At 64.1% G+C, this 24,092-nt stretch carries 16 protein-coding genes and 1 pseudogene; 12 read left to right on the forward strand and 5 right to left on the reverse strand.

Annotation, left to right across the window (positions count from 1 at the left end):
• The first annotated feature begins 162 nt into the window (after positions 1 to 162).
• Both VIQ49_RS26095 and VIQ49_RS26100 read left to right on the forward strand, forming a co-directional pair.
• Positions 163 to 1,674: a coniferyl aldehyde dehydrogenase gene (locus VIQ49_RS26095; RefSeq protein ID WP_331889587.1), complete on the forward strand. Its 1,512-nt coding sequence runs from the start codon at positions 163 to 165 to the stop codon at positions 1,672 to 1,674.
• Positions 1,675 to 1,812: 138 nt separating this feature from the next.
• A complete protein-coding gene (locus VIQ49_RS26100) occupies positions 1,813 to 3,096 on the forward strand; it encodes an HNH endonuclease signature motif containing protein (RefSeq protein WP_331889589.1) in 1,284 nt (427 codons plus the stop codon).
• 133 nt (positions 3,097 to 3,229) lie between these two features.
• Here the strand turns inward: VIQ49_RS26100 and VIQ49_RS26105 are convergent, their stop codons facing one another.
• The 3 genes from VIQ49_RS26105 to VIQ49_RS26115 all read right to left on the reverse strand — a co-directional run bounded on the left by VIQ49_RS26105 (position 3,230) and on the right by VIQ49_RS26115 (position 5,872).
• The gene (locus tag VIQ49_RS26105) at positions 3,230 to 3,865 is read right to left on the reverse strand and encodes a cysteine hydrolase (RefSeq protein WP_331889591.1); all 636 of its coding nucleotides are present in this window, start codon (positions 3,863 to 3,865) and stop codon (positions 3,230 to 3,232) included.
• Positions 3,862 to 4,878 carry a Rieske 2Fe-2S domain-containing protein gene (locus VIQ49_RS26110; RefSeq protein ID WP_331889593.1) on the reverse strand — a complete coding sequence of 339 codons (1,017 nt, stop codon included), beginning with the start codon at positions 4,876 to 4,878 and terminating at the stop codon, positions 3,862 to 3,864. The genes VIQ49_RS26105 and VIQ49_RS26110 overlap by 4 nt, the downstream gene beginning before the upstream one ends.
• A gap of 82 nt (positions 4,879 to 4,960) precedes the next feature.
• Positions 4,961 to 5,872: a TIGR03619 family F420-dependent LLM class oxidoreductase gene (locus VIQ49_RS26115; protein WP_331889663.1), complete on the reverse strand. Its 912-nt coding sequence runs from the start codon at positions 5,870 to 5,872 to the stop codon at positions 4,961 to 4,963.
• 132 nt (positions 5,873 to 6,004) lie between these two features.
• On the opposite strand from VIQ49_RS26115, the pseudogene VIQ49_RS26120 reads away from it, so the two are divergent.
• From VIQ49_RS26120 to VIQ49_RS26140, 5 genes and pseudogenes are all read left to right on the forward strand, one after another.
• A pseudogene (locus VIQ49_RS26120) lies at positions 6,005 to 6,926 on the forward strand (TIGR03617 family F420-dependent LLM class oxidoreductase); the annotation flags it as partial.
• Positions 6,927 to 7,077: 151 nt separating this feature from the next.
• On the forward strand, positions 7,078 to 8,073 hold the full coding sequence (locus VIQ49_RS26125) for a hypothetical protein (RefSeq protein WP_331889595.1): 996 nt from the start codon (positions 7,078 to 7,080) through the stop codon (positions 8,071 to 8,073).
• 42 nt (positions 8,074 to 8,115) lie between these two features.
• The gene (locus VIQ49_RS26130; RefSeq protein WP_331889597.1) at positions 8,116 to 10,317 is read left to right on the forward strand and encodes an acyl-CoA dehydrogenase; all 2,202 of its coding nucleotides are present in this window, start codon (positions 8,116 to 8,118) and stop codon (positions 10,315 to 10,317) included.
• A 41-nt stretch (positions 10,318 to 10,358) separates the two neighbouring features.
• Complete coding sequence (locus VIQ49_RS26135; RefSeq protein ID WP_331889599.1) at positions 10,359 to 12,089, forward strand: class I adenylate-forming enzyme family protein; 1,731 nt, start codon at positions 10,359 to 10,361, stop codon at positions 12,087 to 12,089.
• A 114-nt stretch (positions 12,090 to 12,203) separates the two neighbouring features.
• Positions 12,204 to 13,289, forward strand: a complete 1,086-nt coding sequence (locus tag VIQ49_RS26140) for a phosphotransferase family protein (RefSeq protein WP_331889601.1) — start codon at positions 12,204 to 12,206, stop codon at positions 13,287 to 13,289.
• On the opposite strand, the gene VIQ49_RS26145 is transcribed toward VIQ49_RS26140, so the two are convergent.
• Positions 13,263 to 14,588, reverse strand: a complete 1,326-nt coding sequence (locus VIQ49_RS26145; RefSeq protein WP_331889602.1) for an MFS transporter — start codon at positions 14,586 to 14,588, stop codon at positions 13,263 to 13,265. The two genes, VIQ49_RS26140 and VIQ49_RS26145, sit on opposite strands and share 27 nt — an antisense overlap.
• 86 nt (positions 14,589 to 14,674) lie before the next feature.
• On the opposite strand from VIQ49_RS26145, the gene VIQ49_RS26150 reads away from it, so the two are divergent.
• Complete coding sequence (locus tag VIQ49_RS26150) at positions 14,675 to 15,586, forward strand: LysR family transcriptional regulator (RefSeq protein ID WP_331889603.1); 912 nt, start codon at positions 14,675 to 14,677, stop codon at positions 15,584 to 15,586.
• Between the two features lie 19 nt (positions 15,587 to 15,605).
• Here the strand turns inward: VIQ49_RS26150 and VIQ49_RS26155 are convergent, their stop codons facing one another.
• On the reverse strand, positions 15,606 to 16,181 hold the full coding sequence (locus VIQ49_RS26155; RefSeq protein WP_331889604.1) for a TetR/AcrR family transcriptional regulator: 576 nt from the start codon (positions 16,179 to 16,181) through the stop codon (positions 15,606 to 15,608).
• Positions 16,182 to 16,296: 115 nt separating this feature from the next.
• On the opposite strand from VIQ49_RS26155, the gene VIQ49_RS26160 reads away from it, so the two are divergent.
• The 4 genes from VIQ49_RS26160 to VIQ49_RS26175 all read left to right on the forward strand — a co-directional run bounded on the left by VIQ49_RS26160 (position 16,297) and on the right by VIQ49_RS26175 (position 24,019).
• Positions 16,297 to 17,007: an alpha/beta hydrolase gene (locus VIQ49_RS26160; RefSeq protein WP_331889605.1), complete on the forward strand. Its 711-nt coding sequence runs from the start codon at positions 16,297 to 16,299 to the stop codon at positions 17,005 to 17,007.
• Positions 17,008 to 17,222: 215 nt separating this feature from the next.
• Positions 17,223 to 17,519, forward strand: coding sequence for a putative quinol monooxygenase (locus tag VIQ49_RS26165; RefSeq protein ID WP_331889606.1), 297 nt, complete (start codon positions 17,223 to 17,225; stop codon positions 17,517 to 17,519).
• Positions 17,520 to 17,976: 457 nt separating this feature from the next.
• The gene (gltB, locus tag VIQ49_RS26170) at positions 17,977 to 22,560 is read left to right on the forward strand and encodes a glutamate synthase large subunit (protein ID WP_331889607.1); all 4,584 of its coding nucleotides are present in this window, start codon (positions 17,977 to 17,979) and stop codon (positions 22,558 to 22,560) included.
• A complete protein-coding gene (locus VIQ49_RS26175) occupies positions 22,553 to 24,019 on the forward strand; it encodes a glutamate synthase subunit beta (RefSeq protein ID WP_331889608.1) in 1,467 nt (488 codons plus the stop codon). Before gltB ends, VIQ49_RS26175 begins: the two co-directional genes overlap by 8 nt.
• Positions 24,020 to 24,092: the final 73 nt, after the last annotated feature.

A 24,092-nucleotide genomic window follows, 5' to 3' on the forward strand; every position in this document is an offset into this window, starting at 1 on the left:
CTGGTCGGTCGGTCCGAGGAAAACGGGACGATCGTCGACCTGAAGCCGATCGACGTCGGATATCTGTTCGCCCAGCCGACCACCTGATCGACTACCGAAGCCGCGAACGATGCTCTGGCGCCGAAGGAGTCTTCGGCGCCGGAGCCATGGAATGGACATGACATGAGCACAACCGACCACGCAGAGCCCGGCATCACGACCGGTCCGCCGGTGATCGAACTGCAGCCGGTCCTCGATCGGTTGCGGCAATCGTTCCTGCACGACGGGCCACCCGGAATAGCACTCCGCCGCAATCGGATCGATCGTCTGATGGCGCTCGTTCTCGACAATTCCGACGCCCTCGTCGATGCGATGGTGGCGGACTTCGGCTCCCGGTCGCGAACCGCGACCCTCATGACCGAGATCTTCGGCATGATGTCGGTGATCGAACACACGCGGTCGCACCTCGGTCGGTGGATGCGATCGACGACGCTGATGCGCGCCGGCAAACTCGTCGGCCTGAACGCCGAGGTGCAGCCGACGCCGTTGGGAGTCATCGGCATCGTCGGGCCCTGGAACTACCCGCTCAATCTCGTGATCCTGCCGGCAGCAACCGCATTCGCGGCCGGCAATCGGGTGATGATCAAGATGTCTGAGGTCACTTCCAATACCGCGGAGCTGGTGAAGATCTTGGCTCAGAAGTACTTCGACGACACCGAGCTGGTGGTCGTGACCGGTGGACCGGATGTCGCCGCCGCGTTCGTATCGCTGCCGTTCGACCACATCTTCTTCACCGGTTCACCGGCCGTCGGCAAGCTTGTCCAGCGTGCGGCTGCCGACAACCTGGTGCCGGTCACGCTCGAACTCGGAGGGAAGAACCCGGTGGTGGTGGCCCCGGACGCCGACATCGCCCGGTCGGCGGCGCGAATCGCGCGTGGGAGGATGGTCAACGGCGGCCAGGTCTGCGTCTGCCCCGACTACGTCCTCGTACCGGATGACAGGGTCGACGAGTTCGTCGAAGTGGTGCACAAGACCTTTCGTGAGATGTTCCCGACGATCCTCGACAACGACGACTACGCCTCGAACGTGAACCAGGCGAACTTCGATCGGGTGGTCGGATTGCTCGAGGACGCGCGGTCGCTCGGTGCCCGGATCGAGTCGGCCACCCCCGACGGAGAACCGCTTCCGGATGCCCGTACCCGCAAGATCGCGCCGACCACTGTGCGAAACATCGACGCCCGCATGAAGATCGCCGACGAGGAGATCTTCGGTCCGGTGCTGGCTGTCAAATCGTATTCGACGCCGGCGGAGGCCATCGACCATGTCAATCGCGGCCCGGCGCCGCTCGTTGCGTACTGGTTCGGACCCGACGGAACGGAGTTTCGCGAGTTCGTGCGGAGCACACGTAGCGGCGCGGTGGCCCGGAACGACTTCGCGATCCACATGATGCCCTCGGACGCCCCGTTCGGCGGTGTCGGCAACAGTGGCATGGGCGCGTACCACGGCAAAACGGGCTTCGACACCTTCAGCCACCAGCGAAGTGTCGTCGGCACCGACGTCCGGTTCACCATCACGACAGCGGTCGCCACCCCACCCTTCGGTGGTGCGATGCGAAAGTTCGGCGACATCGCCATCGCATCGGTACGACGGCGTACGCGTAGGCGCCTGAAGAAGGGTGCAGGTGAGCGTGATTGAGGGAGCATTGATTGTCGTACCGTCTCGGTAGACTGGACGGTTGCCTCGCTCACTCTGGCTAAAAATCATTGCAGGCCAAGCGAATTGGCGTACTCGAAAGTTTGTGCGAATCGCGATCGTGGCGGGTATTATTGAGTCATGGACTTCGGGGGAATGTTCGCCAGACTGTCTGATCTGGCAGGGGATGCGGCTGTGGTCGCGGGTGACGATGCTGAGTTGTCGTCGCGGGTTGTGATGGTGATCCGTCTCAATCATGTTGTGGAACAGATACTTTTCCGGCTGGTGGGTGAACTCGATGCGCGGGGGATCGCCACGCGGAGGGGTGAGGGTTCTACGGCCACGTTGTTGCAGCAGGCGGGGATGGCGCCGGCGGTGGCGCACCGCTACGTGAGGGTGGGCGGCGCGTTGGATGATAGTGCGTTGGTCGCGTCCTATGCGGTGGATGGGTCGTTGTCGGGTGAGCATGTGGATGCGATTGTGAAGGGCTTGGGCCACATTGCCCGGCGCAACCCAGACCTGTCGGACGAGGACCGGACCGATTGTGTGCGAGGCCTGTGGGCGGAGGCGTTGTCGGCCACTCCTGCGGCGGTGTCGGTGCGGGCGCGGCATATGGCGTTGGTGTTGTCGCCGCCGGACAAGGCGGTCCCCGATGCGGAGAATCATGAGCTGAACGAGTTCACGCTCGGCTTGGGTGACGATGGGCGCAGTCGCGGGACGTTGGATCTGGACAACCTGCTCGGCGAAAAACTGCGGGTGGCGCTCGACCCGTTGTCGAAACCGGTACCTGAACCCGACGGTTCACCCGACAAACGCACCAGCGCCCAGAAACGGGCGGACGCGTTGGAACGCCTAGTCGATTCCTACCTCGAGCAGGAGGACCGACCTACCCGCGGCGGGGCGACACCGCAGGTGGTTTTGACGCTCACACCCGAAGGGCTGCAGACGTTGCAGTTGAGCGGTATCCCGGGAGCGAAGGCTCCGGAGGTGGCGGCGGCGTTCGAGTGGACCGGGCCGGCGTCGGCGTCGACCGCGCAACTGGTGGCGTGTGATTCGGTGATCACGAAGATCTTGGTGGACAACAACATGGTGCCGCTTGATGTCGGCCGAGACCACCGGACGGTAACTCCGGCAATCCGTAAAGCCCTCATTGCCCGCGATCGAGGATGTGCGTACCCGGGGTGCGATTGCTCTGCCGGCCGCACGGACGCGCACCACATCCGGCATTGGAGCCAGGGCGGCGCGACGAGTCTCGCCAATACCGCCCTATGCCGGCGCCATCACCGGTACATCCACCACATGGGCTGGGAAGTGTTCATCGGGTCCGACGGCCATCCCTGGTTCATCAACCCTGACGACGCGACCAGAACTCCGTTGCGGTCTCACGCCCGCCGCACCCTGACGTCCGACCTCGCCGCCGCATAACCAGGCGAGAATCGGAACCGCAAGACCAGCAAACCTACGACGACATATTCGGAGAACCCCGAGCGACACGGCAATCGCTGTGTACTGCAGGACCTTTGAGAACTGAATAGTGAACACCGGCGAAGCGCACCCTTCACAGTCGTGTGGTTGGCATGTCTTTCCAGGTTCGGAGTAGCTCGTCGGTGGTTGTCACCGTGGACAGCAACGACAACGTGTTGTCGATGACGGCTGCGCCGTAGTCGGCCGGAAATCCGGCGACCGCATCTCTCGGCAGGACCACCCGGTAGGCGGCGTTGACCGCGTCCATCACCAGATTCGGGATCGCGACGTTCAGTGAGACACCCACGGCCACAATGGTCGTCACGCCGAGGTTGCGGAGGATGGCATCGAGATCGGTGCCGCCCATCGGACCCAGACCGTGCCAGCGGCTCAGGGTCAGATCGGTTGGTTCGGGCCCGAAGTCAGGCAGGAGTGCGGAGCCCGGTGTGCCGGGTGCGATGCCCACCGCACTGCGTCCGATGGCGAACAGTTTCGCGTTGCTGTTGGAACCGAGTCCATCTGGCCTTCGCTGGACGAGGCAGTGCACCACCTGCACACCCGCCGCCCGTGCGGCGGGAAGCAGACGCGCGATGTTCGGCAACGCTTCGCGGCGTGCCTCGTCGGCGAGTACGCGCAGACCGGCATCCGGACCGACGACGGCACCCTGCAACTCCTGGGTGACGATGGCGGTGTGGCCGGGTGCAACCAGTTCGGCCAGATCAGTCCTCATCTCGCGGCCATGCTGTCGTCCGTCGGCGGCACGTCGTAGAACTGGGTGGCCCACTTCCGCATCGCCATATACGGTTTCGCGTCCACCCGGGACAGCGGCGGGCGTTCGACGTACTCCTGGTAGCGCCAGATGTCGAGGTCTTCGAAAACCGTGACCAGATACTGTCGCTCGACCTTCTCGCGAATATCGTCGGGTGGGATGTCGGACTCGTCGCCCGGGTTGCGTGGCCACCAGATCGAATAGAACAGATCGGAGTAGCCGTCCTCCACCGGGGTGCACGCGAAAATCAGGCGGTAGTTGGTGGACCCTTCGAATGCGCTGATCGCGAATCCCAGCCCCGAGAAATGACTGTGGATGAACAACGCCATCTTGTCGGGGTCATCGCTGCGCACGTCCGGCCACCCGGTGAGGAACCGCCATTCGTTGTCGACCATTTCCCAGTTCAGGCTCACCGGCGTCACCGAGGCATTGTGCACGTAGCGGAAATGCGCACTGTCCGGGCCATTTTCGGCCACGATCTGCGGATGAACCGGTTCGTGCTCGGACTTCCTCGAGAACTCGGGATACGGGCGGTAGTACGCCTCTCGGTCGGTGGGGAACTGGGGGAACTTGTCGAACAGATCAGGTAGTTCCCAGCTCGGTGCCTTGCCTTCGGGGTGGTGCCACATGAACACCAGGCCGTACTGCTCCTGAACCGGGAACACCCGCAGTTTCAGCAGCTTGTTCGGGCGGTCGGGCTCGTCGGGCCGGTACTTGTTGACACCGTCGGGTCCCCACTGCCATCCATGGAACGGGCACTCCACGCAATCGCCGACCACCTTGCCGCCGTGGCCGATGTGGGCGCCGAGGTGTCGGCACCGCGCGGAGGTCACGTGCATCTCTCCGGACTCGCCGCGGTAGGCAACGAGGTCTTCGCCGAAATACTTCAGCGGGCGGACCTGCATGATCGCGAACTCCTGCGACCACCCGATCACAAACCAGCCGGTGACCTTCCAGGTGAACGGAACTCTCATACTGTGCCTTCACATCTCGTAACTGTTGCCAGGTGTTGGTGCTTGTCTCCCCGACATCGTGGCGATATCGCGGCGTCCCGAGTCAGCCGTCGATGACGGCCTCGCCGAATACCTTGATGAAGTTGGTCGCAGCCTGTGGGCTTGATCCGTCGACGTGGACGACGACCGAGGTTGCTCCGCGCCGCTCCATGTCGTTGACAAACGTCCGGGCCTCGGACAGCGAGGCGTGATCATCGAGGTCGATGTGCGGGCAGACGACTTGAACATCGACCGACGAGGGATCGCGACCGACGGCGAGCAACCGGGTCCGCAGCCGGCCGACTGCCGCCTCGAACTGATCGGCATCCTCGATGGCGACGGTACGAATGGCCGAGGCCAGGCCCGCCGACGCGATGATCGGCATCCAGCCGCTACCGTGCTCGACCACGCGGCGCATGGCTGCATTACCGTTGCCGCCGATCCAGATCGGCGGGTGCGGTTGCTGGATCGGGTTCTGCAGCCAGAGTGGTCCCTGAGCTTCGAAGTCCTTGCCGGCGAACGGAACCTGAGGTCTGGTCCAGATGGACTGCAGCGCATCGAGGGCTTCGTCGAGCAGTTCTGCTCGACGGTCGAAATCGACACCGACGGCGGCGAACTCCGACCGCAGATAGCCCGCGCCGACACCGGCGATCAACCGGCCGCCCGAGACGATCTCGACACTCCCGAGGGCCTTTGCCGACAGGTACGGGTTGCGGAACGGGAGCACGTAGAGGTTGGTCATCAGCGCGATGCTGTCGGTCACGGCTGCCATGAAGCTCAGTGCGGCAATCGGATCGAGAGTGTTGTGGCCGCCACCACGACGCCATTTCATCGACGGTGCGGGGTGCTCACTGAGCGCCAGCGCTGAAAACCCCGATGATTCCGCGTGGATGGCGACCTCCCGGATGACCTCCGGCCGAAGGAAGTCGTCCGGAGCGGAGGGCAACTCGCTGGGGTATTCCAGGGTGTACTTCATCGTCGGGACTCCCGATCTGCTCACGGCTCTACTGTAATGCTTACCGTATCAGCCGCGGCGATCGTTGGGTCGGGATTCGAAAGGCCGACAGGAGCGGTGGCGCACACGGGGACTGTTCCTGCCGAACCGCCTACTGTAACGTCCGCCCACGACCCGTTTCTTCTGTTACTTCTTGCGGCAGAACACACGTCGCGCCTCGAGATCGGCACGAGCATCGCCGTGGCTTTCGCCAGGAATCCGATGACCGTGGCAAATCTGGCGTGGGATCTGCAGGACTACGCGCAGGGTCGGTTCATCCTCGGTCTGGGCGCCCAGATCCAACCGCACATCGAGAAACGGTTCGGGATGCCGTGGAGCCGTCCCGTCCGGTGGATGGAGGAGTTCATCGCTGCGTTGCAGGCAATCTGGAGCGCCTGGCACGAACAAGGCGAACTGCGGTTCGAGGGCGAGTTCTACACCCACAAACTCATGACCCCGATGTTCAGGCCCGAACCGTCGGTCCAACCGGCCTCCGAAGGTGTTCGTCGCGGTCGTCGGGGAACGGATGACCGAGATGTGTGGTGAAAGCGCGGACGGCGTCATCGGTCACGCTTTCACGACCCGGTTGTACTTCGACGAGGTCACGGCGCCGGCGATTCGACGCGGGCTGCAGCGATCGGGTCGTGATCGAAGCGAGTTCCAGGTGATGTCTCCCGTCTTCCTCGTCACCGGTGAGGACTCGGCCGAGACGGCCGTCGTCTCGGAAGCGGTTCGGCGCCAGATAGCGTTCTACGGTTCAACTCCGGCGTACGCCAAAGTTCTGGAGTTGCACGGTTGGGGCGACCTGCACACCCGACTCCACCGTCTGTCGAAGGTGGGTGAGTGGGGTCAGATGGGCGCGCTGATCGATGACGAGGTTCTCAACGCGTTCGCTGTTGTCGCACCGCCTGACGGGGTGGCGGTCGCCCTGCGAGACCGATGTGCGGGCGCCATCGACCGCGCCCTGGTGATGTTCCCGCAGGCGATCTCTGTGGCGACGGTAACCACGGTTCTCGAGGACCTCCGCGCCCGGTAGTCCCGGGTGCTGCCTGGCCCTCGTGGTCACAACACACGATTTGGCGACGATACTGGAAGCATTACGGTAACCTCGACCTCACTCTCCGCGCCGCCGGTCGTGATTGCACTCCCGGCCGGTCGGGGCACCACGCTCATCGAGAAGAGGCGCCATGGCGAAGGTCGATACAGCCAGGGTCGGAATCATCCCTTACGTGTCGCTGGCGGACGCAACGGTACAAGACCATTCGACCGCTGACACCCAATTCCCGGGGGTTTACAACGACGCCCTGTTCCTGTGGGCGATGGTCGACACCGAAGACGGGAAACGCTACGAACTGATCCGTGAACTCTCGGCGAGCGCCGCCTTCGACTACAACCTCCACGAATGCTCGACCGACCTGTGGGAGCACCCGCGGAACCTCCGATTCCCCAGTGAGACCGACTTGTACGCCGGACTGATCATGTGGTTCGAACGTGACGGGAAGCAGATCGTCTACCCGGCACATGCCCAGATGCGCGCGAAGCATCGAATGCGGATCTCGCTCGGACCGGACGAGTACATGTGGAAAGAAGACGAGAACTGCATCGATGTGGTCCTCACGCCGCTCCCGATGAACGTCACCGCGATCTACGTGCCAGGTCTCCCCGACGATGTGGGATACACGAGTTCGGGATGTTCCGTGACCGGGACCATCGAGGGCTCGAAGATCGTCGGCGGATACGGCGGCCTCGACCGGATGTACTGCCTACCGGGGCGCAGCGCCCACGATTCCAAAATCGCTGAACTCGAACACTATTGGTTCGTCTGGGGCTCGATCTCGGCAGACGGGACCTGGGAGACCGGCAATGCGATGCTGGGCACCGGAAATTATGCGACGGCAACGTTCCATCGCCAAGGTGAACCGCCGATCATCGCCACCAACGACGACGTCGCCGCCAGGGTCAGCTGGGAAACGAGGGGCGATCGAAGCCAACCGCTTTTCGCCACACTGTCTTTCGGTGGACGCACCTTCGACTTCGAGGCGACCCACAACGCCGCGGCCGCCGGGATATCGCTCGGCATCGCATGGATGCACGGCACCATGCACGAACAAGGTGCCCCGAAACCGGCCATGAGCTCGTCGACGATGGATGTCATCAAGTCGCGTGCGACGCCACGCGACTAGGCGCCCATCACCTTTGCCCATCAGTACAGAATCGAGCTCAGATTGTCTCTCACGGTAACCAGGGACCAGCAGGACCTTGCCGCGTCAACCGGCTCCTGGGGTGAACGGTGCGGGCTTCGTGCGGCGGCCCGGGCGGGGGTCAACACACCACCCGGTGATCGTTCGACGGAGCCGCCGCTCTGGTGGGCCGAGGCAGTCGATCTGGGTCTTCCGGCTTTGTCGATACCCGAATCGGCTGGGGGAGTGGGGGCAACGGTCGAGGAATCCTCGATCGTGATCGCCGAACTCGGGTACCGGATCGCCACCGGTCCAATGGCGACGAGCGCGGTCGGTGCGCTGGTCCTGGCAACACAGGCGGCAGGTACCGATGCCCACGAGGTGCTCCGTGGCGTGGCGGATGGGTCGGAGATCGTCGTGGTCGCGTTGGTTGGGGACACGCAGGCGATACGGACAGCAGACGGTTGGCTGGTCTCCGGCGACGCCGGCTACGTCATCGGTGCGCAAGAGGCGACACGAATCATCCTGTCGGTCAGGACGGTTGAAGGAATGGTCTGGATCGTTGTGCCGAAAGGGGAGGCGGTCACGGTGACACCCATCGACAGCGTCGATGTCACCCGCCCCTCGTCCAGGGTCACGATCTCTGACGCCCTGGTCGGCGCTGAGAGCGTACTCGCCGGTGTCGACACCGAACTCGTCCTCGACCTGTGGATCACGATGACCGGCGCAGAGGCGGCCGGGATCGCCCGCTGGGCACAGGAAACGGCAATGGAGTACGCCAAGGTACGTGTCCAGTTCGGGCGCGCCATCGGATCCTTCCAGTCGATCAAACATCTGTGCGCCGACATGTTGGCACGGTCCGAAATGGCCGGTGCGGCAGCGTGGGATGCAGCCGGGGCGGCCACGGCGTATCTCCGCCTCGGAGACGACGAATCACGCAGGCAGCTGGCGGTCGCAGCAGGGGCCGCCGGGGTGGTGGCGCTGGAGAACGCAGTCCTCAACGCCAAGGACTGCATTCAGGTGCTGGGCGGTATCGGGATGACATGGGAGCACGACGCGCATCTGTCTTTGCGTCGGGCACTGACTCTCCGAGAGATGTCCGGCGGCTCCGACCACTGGCGTGCTCGCATGACCGAGGTCGTCCGCGCGGGAGTGCGCCGGGAGTGGGCGGTCTCATTGGGTACGGAGACCGACCGGCTCCGCAACGAGATCTCGGAGCTCATCGCCCGGCTACCGGTCGAGGAAGGCAAGCTCAGGATCGCCCTTGCCGACGAGGGGCTGATCGCGCCGCACTGGCCCGAACCCTACGGCCGGGGAGCGACGGCGATCGAACAGATCCTGATTGCTGAAGAACTGAACCGAAATGGGATTCGGGTTCCCGACATCGTCGTCGGGAACTGGGCGCTGCCCACCATCATCGAGTTCGGGACCGAGGAGCAGCGCGACCAGTTCGTCTCCCAAACGTTGCGTGGCGAGATCACCTGGTGCCAGATGTTTTCCGAGCCAGGAGCCGGTTCCGACCTCGCCTCACTGCGGACCAGGGCAGAGCGCGTCGACGGTGGCTGGATGCTCAACGGACAGAAGGTGTGGACATCGAATGCGATGCAGGCCGACTGGGCCATCTGCCTGGCCCGCACCGATCCGGCGTCGGACAACCACCGGGGGATCACCTACTTCATCGTGAATGTGAGAGATCCCGGGGTCGAGGTGAGGCCGCTGCGGGAGATCACGGGCGATGCCGTGTTCAACGAGGTGTTCCTCGATGACGTCTTCGTGCCGGACCACATGGTGGTGGGCCAGATCAATGACGGGTGGAAGCTGGCGCGGGCCACACTGGCCAGCGAAAGGGTTGCCATCGCAGCAAATACCACCCTCGGAGACGGCCTCGATGAGTTGGTCGCCGAAACGCCGGCGAACCTGCTGTTCGACAATCGCCTCGGCGAGCTGCTGGCGACCGGACAGGTTGTCAAAGCCGTGGGTCAGCAGATCGCGCTCCGGCAGATCGAGGGTCTCGATCCCGGTCCGTCGGCCAGCATCAGAAAGCTCGTTGCTGCGCACTTCTCGCAGAGTGCCAGCGAACTCGCGATGAGTGTCCTGGGCACGGCGGGACTTGACATGACGGATAAGCAAGCAGCGCAACGGGTATCCCTGTTCATGCTGACCAGATCCGGCACCATCGCCGGCGGCAGCAGCCAGATCATGCGCAACATCATCGCCGAACGCCTCCTCGGACTGCCTCGAGATTGACGTTCACCCCCCCGCACGAAAACCATTCAAGGGAGCCAATCGTGACACTCGGCCCAGCTACCGATCGCCGCACCTTCGCGAGTGACTACGCAATCGATGCACGGCTCGCGGGCCTGCTCGGTCCCTTCGCGGTCGAAGAAGTTCTTGTCGACGGCGTCCGGATACGTTCTTTTGTGCACATACCGGGATCGCTGGTGGATGTCTTCGCGATAGCGCAGGCACATCGTGACCTGGTCCACCTGGTATTCGAGAACGACCGATTGACCTTTGGCGACATCCGCTCGCAGGCACTGGGTCTTGCGCAGCGGCTGAAGTCCGATCTGCATGTGGGACAGGGTGATCGGATCGCCATCGCCATGCGGAACTATCCCGAGTTCGTGCCGGCGTTCTGGGCCGCGGTAGTCCTCGGTGCGATCGTGGTACCGCTGAACTCGTGGTGGCAGGGCCAGGAGTTGCACACCGCTCTCGAGGAGTGCGGCGCCAAGGTGGTGTTCGCCGACGCCGAGAGGATCGAGCGGCTCGCGAGCGTCGGGCGAGGACACTCGGCGCCGGCCATCGTCGGGGTCCGAACAGCAGGCAGCAGCCACGTCGGGGACCACTCCTACAACGATCTGGCGTTCGGACCAGGACTCGACCCGGCCGAGTTCGCCACCGCTGCAACCGATGACGTGGTCGCGATCTCGTACACCTCGGGGACCACGGGGCGTCCCAAAGGAGTGGTCATCACGCATCGAGGCATTCTCTGCAGCATCATGAACATGGGTTTCGCCACCGTCCGCGACATGACGATCAGTGGAACCCAACCGTCGGGTCCGCCGGTTCAATCCAGCGGGATCCAGGCCGCCCCGCTCTTTCACATCGGTGGGATCAACGGCATCACCGGCGCCGCCATGGCGGGTGCGAAGATCACGTTGTTGCGCAGGTGGGACATCGAGAAGGCGATGCGGCTCGCCGAGCAGGAGAACGTCACCAGCCTCGGTGGTCCTCCCACGATTGCCCGGCAGATGCTCGAACATCCCGACGTGATGAGGTTCCGCCGGCAGGTCACGGGCTTCTCGATGGGTGCGGCAAGTGTCCCACCCGATCTGGTGGGACTGACCGGTGAGGTTTTCGGGGATTCGGTACGTGTCTACAACGGCTACGGCCTCACCGAGACGACATCGGCGGTGGTCAACAACATCGGGGCCGAATACTTCGCGCACCCGGACAGCGTCGGCCGACTCAACATCACCGCGGACCTGTTGGTCGAAGGTCCGACCGGCGAATCGCTCGGTCCCGGGGAAGTCGGTCAGCTGTGCTTTCGCTCGCCGCAGAATGCCAAGGGGTACTGGAACAATCAGGCCGCCACGGACGAATCCTTCATCGACGGCTGGTTCCGCAGCGGAGACCTCGGCTACATCGACGACGACGGCTACATCTTCGTGGTCGACAGGCTCAAGGACGTCATCATCCGTGGCGGGGAGAACATCTACTGCGCCGAGGTCGAGGCCGTTCTCTTCGAGCACCCCGACGTGTTGGACGTGGTGTTGATCGGGCTGCCGGAACGCATCATGGGTGAACGAGCCTGCGCCGTCATCGTCGCCCGCCCGGGCACGCAGCCGACACCGACGGATCTCCGAGAGTTCGCCGGCCGACGCCTCGCCGCATTCAAATGCCCGGAAGCGTTCTATCTGACCGACGAGATCCCCAGGACCCCAACCGGAAAGACCGTCAAGAAGGCCGTTCGCGACCACGTCATCGATGACGATCAACGGATCGTGGCCACGTGGTGAGCACCTGGCCGGGTGCCGGATTCACACCGAACCACATCGAAAGGAAGCCCCGTTGAGATCACCTCTGATATCCCGCCAGATGTCCTGTCTCCCGCTGATGAAGTCGGTGACTCCGTGAGTGCCGCGCTGTCGATTCCGCGTCGTCCCGCCGATGTCACCAGCGGGTGGCTGTCCTCGGTGCTCAGCGCGACGGGCGACAGCATCGATGTCACAGAGGTCGATGTGAGTCCTATCGGGACCGGTCAGACGGGCGCCACTTATCGGATCCGGGCGACCTACGCCGAGCCCGCGTCGCAGTTGCCGGCCACATTCGTGTTGAAACTGCCCGCTCAGGATGACTCCACCCGCGACCGCGTCATCCTCGGCTACCGGAGTGAATGTGCGTTCTACGAGACGGTGGCGGACAAGGTTCGCATACCCAAACCGGCGTGCTACCACTCCGACATCGACAACGAGACAGGCGACTTCGCGCTGCTACTCGAGGACCAGGCCACCTCGGTGCAGGGTGACCAGATCGGTGGTTGTGGCGCCGACCAGGCGGTCGCGGCGGCGCGCGCCCTGGCCGGCCTGCACGGACCGACGTGGTGTGACCCGATCTGGCAGGACTTCCATGCGTTGTCGATGACGATGAAGGATGACGAGTCGATCAAGATGCTCGGTGAGGTCGCGGTCATGAGCGCCGGAATGGTCATCGAGAAGATCGGCGCCCGGTTGAGTGCGGAGGATCGCGAGACACTCACCGCTGCAATGTCTTTGGTCGATCCGTGGCTGCGTGATTCACCAGAGCGATTCGCACTGATGCACGGCGACTACCGGCTCGACAACATGCTCTTCGACACCGAAAGCGATCGGCTCACAGTGGTCGATTGGCAGACGTTGGGTGTCGGCCTGCCGGCCCGCGACCTGGCGTACTTCATCGGCACCAGTCTGGTCCCGGAACTACGAGCTGAGCTGGAAGGTGAACTCGTTGACAAGTATCACCGGGAGCTGCTGGCCTACGGGATCACCGGCTACACCCGGGAAACCTGTTGGCGCGACTACCGGATCGGGATGCTGCAAGCGTTGCTGATCCCGTCGCTCGGGTGTGCATTCGCCAGCGACACCGCCCGCGGGGACGACATGTTCATCGTCATGCTGCAACGTGGTTGCCGAGCCATCCGCGAGCTGAACAGCCTAGAGCTGGTCTCCCCCTCCCCCTGAAAATTCGCTCCGGTTGCCGACGTTCGCTCCTGTTGCAACAGGAGCGTGCGCAGGCACGTGGAGCGAATTTGGGCGGCGGGTGTGTGTGCGTAGGAGGACAACCATCAAGATCGTGGAAGCAACCAGGAATACACCGACGAACCCGACGATGCCGGCCCACCCGGCAACGGCGAACGCGATCCCACCGAGCGCGCCGACAAACGAGCTGCCGAGGTAGTAGCAGAGCATGTAGAGCGACGACGCGCCCGCACGATTGTGGGTCGCGCGGGCCCCGACCCATCCACTGGCCACGGAGTGGGCGGCGAAAAAGCCTGCGGTGAACAGCAATATCCCGGCGAGGACGGTCGGGAGGAAGTCGGGGAGACTCAGAACGAGCCCGATGACCATCACGGCCAGCGACGCCACGAGCACGCGGCTGCGACCCCACGCATCCGACATCCGGCCCGCAGCGGCCGACGAGACCGTCCCGGCGAGGTACAGCAAGAACACCAGTCCGGCCAGCACGACCGGGAGGTCGAACGGGTCGTCGATCAGTCGGTATCCGAGGAAGTTGTAGACGGTGACAAATCCGCCCATCAACACGAATGCCAGCCCGAAGAGGCACAGCAACGGGACATCACGAAGGTGTCCGGCGAGGTTGCGCAGGGTCGCGCGGGGCGTGATGCGCGCAGCGGTGAAGTTGTTGGAGGGCGGGATCATCCGGACGAACAGGATGGCGAAGCCGAGAGAGGCCAGCGAGGCCAGTTCGAGGGCCCATTGCCACGCGATGAGATCGACTGCGAGCGTTGGGATCATCCGGCCGACGAGCCCGCCGATGGTGGTGCCCGCAACGTAGGTGCCCATCGCTGTCCCGAGCGATCGGCCGTCGATCTCCTCGGCGAGGTACGCCATGGCGACCGCGGGTACTCCGGCGCACAGCAGACCCTGCAGGGCTCGTCCGGCGAGCAACAGTTCGAAGGTTGGACTCCACGGCAACACCAGACCCAACACCGATGCTGACACCGCCGCGACACTCATCACCCGGACCCGGCCGAAGCGCTCGGACAGCAGGCTCGCGGGCACGATCGCGAACGCCAACAGCCCCGTCGCAACCGATACCGCCAGGGCTGACATGGCGGGCGACACCCCATAGTGATCGGAGAAGATCGGCAACAGGCCTTGCACGCAGTACAGCGTCATGAAGGTGCCCATGCCGGCGGCGAACAGCGCCAGGGTCGTGCGCCGGTAGCCGGGGCCGCCGACTCGGTAGCCCGCCGGGCGCTGGGATGTTCCGATGTCGTTGGTGTCGAGGGTGTGCATCGGTGACCAGCGTTGCAGCCGATTCGGCACGACGGAAATGAATCATTTCGCATCTCCTTATACGCTCAGGACATAAGGAGGTTCAGATGAACCACGAATGGTTTGTCACGCTGGCCGAAGTGGAGAACGTGTCCGCCGCGGCCGAGAGGTCGCATGTGACCCAACCCACGCTGTCTCGCCAATTGGCGCGCCTCGAACGTGATCTCGGGGTCCTGCTGTTCGACCGCAAGGGAAAGCGGCTGCACCTGAACGCCGCTGGGCAGATCTATCTGCGGCACGTGCGTCGGGCGGTCGCCGAGATCGAGACGGCCAAATACGAACTGGCGGAGCTGGTCAACCCTGTCGCGGGCAGGGTCGAGCTCGGGTTCCTGCATTCGTTCGGGATCTGGTTGGTACCCACACTGATTCGCGAGTTTCGCGGTCAGACGTCGCAGGTCGCATTCGGGTTGGCGCAAGGTGCTGCCGAGGACATGCTGGCGCTGGTGCTCTCCGGCGATGCGGACCTGGCGATCGTTTCACCGCGTCCGATGAGCATCGACGTCGGGTGGACGCCGATCATGCGTCAGCACCTCGGTCTGGCTGTCGCCGACACGCATCCGCTCGCGCGGCGGGATCAGGTCACCATCAACGACGTCCGCGACGAGAGTTTTGTCTCGATGGAGACGGGCTTCGGAATGCGCCGGATCTTGGAGGAGCTCTGTGCAGCAGCAGATTTCCGTCCGCGTATCACCTTTGAATCCGCCGAGCTCGCGACGGTGGGTGGGCTGGTGGCCGCCGGGCTCGGGGTCGCGGTGCTGCCGGTGGAGCACGATTCCCAACTGCCGCCGGGTATCTCGATGGTGACACTCGGCGGCTCGCAGAACACTCGCGAGGTCGGGCTGATCTGGAAACGGGAGACCGCCATGAATCCGGCCGCCGCCCGGTTCCGGGAGTTCGTCACCGGTTGGGCGGCGAGCGCTGACCGGGGGAGCGATCACCCTGATCGGGCCGGTCGGTGAGTCCAAGTCATCGGTGAGTCTAGGTCTTCTGGGCGGCTGACCGGTCGACGATCGCCTGCACCGTCTGAGCGAACCATTCACTGATGTTCGCCACGTCTCGATCGCCGTCCGGCAGGAGCGGGAGTTGCCTGGAACAGAGCACGAAACCCATACCCATCATGACGATCTCAAAAGCGCGTTCGGCGCCGTCCGGAGGACCGAGCCACTCCGCGAGTGGTTCCAGCACATGGACTTTCGCGGCATGCGCCGCGATGTCGCGGGCGTCGGTGTGGCCGATCGCCAATGCCACGATCGATGGGCCCAACAGGTTGGAGTCGGGGTCGCGGAGCACCGATGCGAGGAGTTCGCCGAAGTCGTGCCGTGGGGCGTCGAAGAGGCCCTCGATATGAATCGTCTCGGCCAGCGCGGTTTCGAAAAGACTCGCCTTGGTACCGAAGTACCGGTGCAGCATCGGTGACGTCACGCCGGCCTGGGCGGCGATCTCACGGATGCCCGTCTGCGCGTAACCCTCTTCGGCAAACGCCTGCTGGGCGGCGGCGAGAATCTGCGCCTTGGTGCGCGGGGCGTTTCGTCGTTTCGGGGTCGGCGAGGTCATCGCACGCAGTCTAGTGCGGAGAAAACGCTGCGGGGACGACTCTGAATCATTAAGTTATCAACTGATTACTTAGTGTCCGGTGCGGGCACACGGAACTGAAGTTCGGAGATTTCCTATGGCAACGTTTGTCCTGGTACATGGTGGGGGACACGGCGGTTGGTGCTACCAGTTCGTGGCGCGCCGACTCCGGTCCGCCGGCCACGACGTCTACACACCCACGCTGACCGGATTGGGTGAGCGGTCGCACCTGGTGTCGAAGGACGTGAATCTCGACGTCCAGATCACCGACGTCGTCAACGTTCTGGAGTTCGAGGATCTGCATGACGTGATCCTGGTCGGCCACAGCTACGGCGGGATGATCATCACCGGTGTCGCGGATCGCGTCACCGACCGGATCGGGCATGTCGTCTTCCTCGATGCCGCCAACCCGGAGAACGGTCAGTCGCTGGTCGATGTCGCGGGCCCGCTGATGGAGGCAGCCCGGGCGGGGGGCCGTGTGGTCGACGGGGTGGAACTCGTGTTGTTCCCGGGCAACGATCCGATGGGGTTCTACGGTGTCACCGACCCCGACCAGATCGACTGGATGAAGCCCAAGCTGACGCCGCACCCCTGGGCATGTTTCGAACAGAAGTTGGTGCTGCACAACGAGTCCGCGATGCGCACGATCCCGCAGTCGCACATCGTCTGTACCGAGACCCTGCCGTTTCGTGACGTGGAGAAACTCAAAGCCGACTCCGACGGACGCGTCTGGGACATCGACACCGGTCACGACCTGATGATCTCTGAACCGGAGGCGGTCACCGAGATGCTCCTGCGGGTGATCTGAGCGGCAAGCCGCGTCGAAGGGGACTGGGGTCGGCGTCTTCGTCCCCCTGAGCGGGGTCGGAGGGAAATGTTCCCTCGGAGGCCCCTGTGGGGGACGAAGATGGCGGTGCGCAGCGCTCAGCGGCCGAAGCCGTCGGTTTCCGCGCCGATGGCCACCACCTATGGGTAGGTTCGGTCGAGTAGAAATGTCGTTCCCACGAGACCGGAGATCCGAAAATGTCATTGACCGCACTTCTCGAGCTGAAGTTCAAAGAAGATTCTCTCGACGCCGCCAAGACCGTGATGCAGCGCGTGCTGGCAGAGACTCGGGCTTTCGATGGATGCGACGGCGTCGAGGTGCTCATCGACAAGGCGGATCCGACCAGGTTCCTCGCTGTCGAGCGCTGGGCGACCGCCGAGGCCGACGCAAAGTACCGCGAATGGCGCGCCGGCGATGGGGCGATCCTCGACCTGGGCCCGTTGCTGGCCGGTCGGCCGAACTTGACGGTCTACAACGTCGCCGCAGACATCTGACGAACATCAGCTGAACAAAATTCGCGCCAGGGGCTGTGACCCCGGGCGCGAATTGTTGTTATCGATCGATCGATCGAAGATCTCTAGTCCGAGAGGCCCGGGTCGGGCGCGCGCTCACATGTGATCTAGGCAATAGTGGGTGCTTCCGGAGCAGCGAGAATCGTTCGGGGGATCCGTCGGGGTGGCTTTTTTGGCGGGCGCGATTTCAATCCGGCATGGGTGCCGTGAGAAAATAGGTCGATGTTTGTTGCAGGGGAGATCCTCCGTGCAATGATCAGCGATCATCTGTGGTCAGCAACGGCGCTGGCTGGAAGTATGGGGGACTGGCCCGCGAGGCACGTAAGTGCAGGTGGAAGCAGTCTTTAGGTTTACCTTACCTGGTTGGCCGCGTCCCCGTGTACGTAACCACTGCTGAACCTGTGCGCTCCACGTGAGCGCGGTGTTAAGGGCGAAAAGTATGAAGCACGCTCCCGGCCCTATAGGGCTCTACGACCCGCAGAATGAGCACGACTCCTGCGGTGTTGCCTTTGTTGTCGACATGCATGGTCGGCGTAGTCGCGACATCGTCGACAAGGCGATCGCGGCTCTGGTGAACCTCGAGCACCGTGGCGCTGCCGGTGCAGAGCCGAACACCGGAGACGGTGCCGGAATCATGATCCAGGTTCCCGACCGCTTCTTCCGCGGTGTCGTCGACTTCGAGCTGCCGGCCGAAGGTTCGTATGCCACCGGTATCGCCTTCCTGCCGCAGGGTTCAGCGGACGCCAAGACCGCGTGCGACGGCGTCGAGAAGATCGTCCAGTCCGAGGGCCTGACCATCCTGGGCTGGCGTGATGTCCCCATCGAAGAGGCTTCCCTGGGTGCGCTGGCGCGTGACGCCATGCCGACCTTCCGCCAGATCTTCATCGCCGGAGAAAGCGGTGACGACCTCGAACGACGCGCCTACGTGGTGCGCAAGCGGGTCGAAACCGAACTCGGCAGCAAGGGTGCAGGCAAAGACGGCCCCGGCCGGGAGACCGTCTACTTCCCGAGCCTGTCCGGCCGCACCTTCGTCTACAAGGGCATGTTGACCACCCCGCAGTTGCGTGGCTTCTACATCGACCTGCAGGACGATCGCGTCGAAAGCGCACTGGGCCTGGTCCACTCGCGCTTCTCCACCAACACGTTCCCGAGCTGGCCGCTGGCGCACCCGTTCCGTCGCGTCGCCCACAACGGTGAGATCAACACCGCCACGGGCAACGAGAACTGGATGCGGGCCCGCGAGGCGCTCATCGACACCAGCGTCTTCGGTGAAGGCACCGCGGAGAAGATCTTCCCCGTGGTCACCGAGGGTGCTTCGGATACCGCGCGTTTCGACGAGGTTCTCGAACTCCTGCACCTCGGTGGGCGCAGCCTGCCGCATGCGGTTCTGATGATGATCCCGGAAGCCTGGGAGCGTCACGAGTCGATGAAGCCTGAGCACCGGGCGTTCTACGAGTACCACTCCACGCTCATGGAGGCCTGGGACGGACCGGCATCGGTCTGCTTCACCGACGGCACCCTGATCGGCGCGGTACTCGACCGCAACGGGCTGCGTCCGAGCCGTATCTGGGTCACCAAGGACGGCCTGGTCGTGATGGCTTCCGAGGTCGGTGTCCTCGACATCGATCACGGAGATGTCGTCCAGAAGCTGCGCCTGCAGCCCGGCCGGATGTTCCTCGTGGACACCGCCGCCGGCCGCATCGTCGACGACGCCGAGATCAAGGACGAACTCGCCGCCGCACATCCGTATCAGCAGTGGCTCGACGAGGGCATGAAGCACCTCGACGACCTGCCCGGTGAGCCGCACACCCACATGGCCCATGACCGGGTGAAGCTGCGTCAGCAGGTCTTCGGGTACACCACCGAAGACATCAGCGTGCTCGTCGAGCCGATGGCCCGCACCGGCGCCGAGGCGATCGGATCGATGGGCACTGACACGCCCATCGCCGTGCTCTCGAAGCGTTCGCGCATGCTGTTCGACTACTTCCAGCAGATGTTCGCGCAGGTCACGAACCCGCCGCTGGACGCGATCCGTGAAGAGGTCGTCACCAGCATCGGTGTCACGATCGGCCGTGAGGCCGACCTGCTGAACCCGGGTCCCGAATCCTGCAAGCAGATCGTGCTGCCGCAGCCGATCCTCGACAACGACAACCTGGCCAAACTGGTGCGTCTGGGTGAGGACGAGCGGTTCGCCGACTACCGCAGCGTTCAGATCCGTGGTCTGTACCCGGTCGCCGACGGTGGCGCCGGACTGCGCAAGGCCATCGACGACGTCCGCAACCAGGTCTCCGAGGCCATCGCCGACGGCGCCCGCCTGGTTGTGCTCTCGGATCGTGAGTCCGACGAGAACCTGGCGCCTATCCCATCGCTGCTGCTGACCTCCGCCGTGCATCACCACCTGGTCCGGGAGAAGACCCGTACCCAGGTCGGTCTGCTGGTCGAGGCCGGTGACGCCCGCGAGGTGCACCACATGGCCGCGTTGGTCGGCTTCGGTGCCGCCGCGATCAACCCGTACATGGCACTCGAGACCATCGAGGATCTCGCCCTGCGTGGCGTGCTGGGTGGTCTGGACTACAAGACGGCCCAGAAGAACTACATCAAGGCCGCCGGCAAGGGTGTTCTCAAAGTGATGTCGAAGATGGGCATCTCCACGTTGGCGTCGTACACCGGAGCCCAGCTGTTCCAGGTCATCGGCATCGACCAGGAAACCGTCGACGAGTACTTCACCGGTCTGCGGTCGCATCTCGGTGGTATCGGTCTCGATGAGATCGCCGCCGAGGTCGCCGTCCGCCACGCTGTCGCGTTCACCGACCGTCCTGAGGAGCGGGCCCACCGCGAGCTCGAGGTCGGTGGCGAGTACCAGTGGCGTCGCGAGGGTGAATACCACCTGTTCAACCCGGACACCGTCTTCAAGCTGCAGCATTCCACGCGCACCGGGCAGTACTCGGTGTTCAAGGAGTACACAAAGCTCGTCGACGATCAGTCCCGGCAGATCGCGTCGCTGCGTGGTCTCTTCGACTTCAACTTCGGCGATCGTGATCCGATCCCGATCGATCGAGTGGAGCCGGCGAGCGAGATCGTCAAGCGTTTCTCGACCGGTGCGATGAGCTTCGGCTCCATCTCGGCCGAGGCACACGAGACCCTCGCCATTGCCATGAACCGACTCGGCGGTCGCTCCAACTCGGGTGAGGGCGGCGAGAACGTCGCTCGTTTCGAGCGCGAAGAGAACGGCGACTGGCGTCGTAGTGCCATCAAGCAGGTTGCGTCGGGACGTTTCGGCGTCAACTCGCACTACCTGACCAACTGCACCGACATCCAGATCAAGATGGCCCAGGGCGCCAAGCCCGGCGAGGGTGGACAGCTCCCGCCGCACAAGGTGTACCCGTGGGTCGCCGAGGTCCGCGGTTCGACGCCTGGCGTCGGGCTGATCTCGCCGCCGCCGCACCACGACATCTACTCCATCGAGGATCTCGCACAGCTGATCCACGACCTGAAGAACGCGAACCCGGAAGCCCGGATTCACGTGAAACTGGTGTCCGAGGTGGGCGTCGGAACGGTTGCCGCCGGTGTGTCGAAGGCACACGCCGACGTGGTGCTGATCTCCGGTCACGACGGCGGTACCGGTGCAACTCCGCTGACCTCCGAGAAGCATGCCGGCGGACCCTGGGAGCTCGGCCTCGCCGAGACCCAGCAGACGTTGCTGCTCAACGGACTTCGCGACCGCATCGTGGTGCAGGTCGACGGTCAGCTCAAGACGGGCCGCGACGTGGTTGTCGCGGCACTCCTCGGTGGCGAGGAGTTCGGTTTTGCCACAGCGCCTTTGGTGGTCGCGGGCTGCGTGATGATGCGCGTCTGCCACCTCGACACCTGCCCTGTGGGTGTTGCGACGCAGAACCCGTTGCTGCGTGAGCGTTTCACCGGCAAGCCCGAGTTCGTCGAGAACTTCTTCATGTACATCGCCGAAGAGGTCCGGGAACTGCTGGCGCGCTTGGGCTTCCGCACCCTGCAGGAAGCTGTCGGCCAGGTGCAGATGCTCGACACCGCCAAGGCCCTGGACCACTGGAAGTCGGACAAGGCGGGCAAGCTCGACCTGTCGGCGATCCTGGTGCAGCCGGATTCACCGTTCATGAACCAGGACCTGTACTGCTCCGGCAGACAGGACCATGCGCTGGACAAGGCCCTTGATCAGCAGTTGATCGCCCAGGCCCGTCCCGCGATCGACAAGGGTGAGCGGGTGGCCTTCACGTCGAAGATCGCCAACGTCAACCGCACGGTCGGCACGATGCTCGGCCACGAGATCACCAAGAACTACGGTGCGAACGGCCTGCCCGACGGCACCGTGATCATCGACTTCGCGGGCTCGGCAGGCAACAGCTTCGGCGCCTTTGTGCCCCGGGGCGTGACGCTGCGACTCAAGGGTGACGCCAACGACTTCGTCGGCAAGGGTCTGTCCGGCGGTCGCATCGTGGTCTCGCCCGCCGACAACGCCCCCGAAGGCTTTGTGGCCGAACAGAACATCATCGCCGGCAACGTGATCGGATTCGGCGCCACCGGCGGCGAGATCCTGCTCCGCGGCGTGGTGGGCGAACGCTTCTGCGTGCGCAACTCGGGTGTCACCGCGGTGGTCGAGGGTGTTGGCGACCACGGTTGTGAGTACATGACCGGTGGACGCGTGGTGGTCCTCGGATCGACCGGACGTAACTTCGCGGCCGGTATGTCCGGTGGCATCGCGTACGTCTACGACCCGGCCAAGGAGCTGGAGTCGAACCTGAACACCGAACTGGCTGCGCCCGAACTGCTCGAAGCCGATGACCTGGAGTTCCTCGAAGGCATCGTCACCAAACACCGCAACGAGACCGGTTCGCCGGTGGCGCAGGCGATCCTGGACGACTGGGCGAACACCGCCCAGAACTTCGTCAAGGTGATGCCGCGTGATTACAAGCGCGTTCTGCTGGCCATCGCGTCGGCGGAGAAGGACGGACGCAACGTGGACGAGGCAGTTATGGAGGCCGCACGTGGCTGATCAGCGAGGTTTCATCAAGCACACCGAACGCGAGCTGCCCCAGCGCCGGCCGGTGCCGCTGCGCCTGATGGACTGGAAAGAGGTCTACGAAGACTTCGACAAGTCCACCCTCAAGACCCAGGCCAGCCGCTGCATGGACTGCGGTATCCCGTTCTGCCACAACGGCTGCCCGCTGGGCAATCTCATTCCCGAGTGGAATGACCTGGTGTACAAGGATCGTTGGGCCGACGGCATCGACCGTCTGCACGCCACCAACAACTTCCCGGAGTTCACCGGGCGGCTGTGCCCGGCTCCGTGCGAGGCGTCGTGTGTGCTGGGGATCAACCAGCCCGCCGTGACCATCAAGCAGGTCGAGGTCGAGCTCATCAACAACGCCTTCGACGAAGGCTGGGTCACGCCGGTACTGCCGACGGTCAAGACCGGTAAGTCGGTGGCCGTGGTCGGGTCGGGTCCGGCCGGACTCGCCGCTGCTCAGCAGCTCACCCGCGCGGGCCATGACGTCACCGTCTTCGAGCGGGCCGACCGCATCGGTGGACTGCTGCGATATGGCATCCCCGAGTTCAAGATGGAGAAGTGGCACATCGACCGCCGTCTCGAGCAGATGGAGGCCGAGGGCACCGTCTTCCGCGCCGGCGTCAATGTGGGAGTCGACGTCACAGTCGATCAGCTGCGCGCCGACTTCGACTCGGTGATCCTTTGCAACGGCTCGACATTGGGCCGTGACCTGCCGATCCCCGGGCGCGAGCTCGACGGCATCCACCAGGCGATGGAGTTCCTGCCGTGGGCCAACAAGGTGCAGCAGGGCGATGACGTCCTCGACGCTGCCGGTCAGCCACCCATCACCGCCAAGGGCAAGAAGGTCATCATCATCGGCGGCGGTGACACCGGTGCCGACTGCCTCGGTACGTCGCTCCGTCAGGGCGCCGAGATCGTCCATCAGTTCGAGATCATGCCGCGTCCTCCGGAGGAGCGCGCCGAGTCGACACCATGGCCGACGTACCCGCTCATGTTCCGGGTCTCGTCTGCGCACGAAGAGGGCGGCGAGCGTGTCTTCTCGGTGAACACTGAGGAGTTCACGGGTGAAGACGGTCGGGTCACCGGGTTGAAGGCGCATGAGGTCGTCATGAACGCGGGACGCTTCGAAAAGGTCGAAGGCAGCGAGTTCGAACTCGAAGCCGACCTGGTGCTGCTGGCGATGGGCTTTGTCGGTCCCGAGCGCGACGATCTTCTCGACAAGCTCGGCGTGGCTTACAACGAGCGTGGAAACATCAAGCGCGGCAACAACTTCGAGTCGACTGTGCCGGGCGTGTTCGTGGCCGGCGACGCCGGTCGTGGCCAGTCGCTCATCGTCTGGGCGATCGCGGAAGGCCGTTCCGCGGCTGCTGCAGCGGATGTATACCTGACCGGTTCGTCGTTGCTCCCGACACCGATCGAGCCCACGCAGGCACCCCAGCGGTAGGGCGTGCGGCATCCTTTCGGACCTGAGAGGATGTGCACGGGGATCGGGCGGCGAGATCGTATCGTTACCCGTG

This window comes from Williamsia sp., from assembly GCF_036566845.1.
GTDB lineage: Bacteria > Actinomycetota > Actinomycetes > Mycobacteriales > Mycobacteriaceae > Williamsia.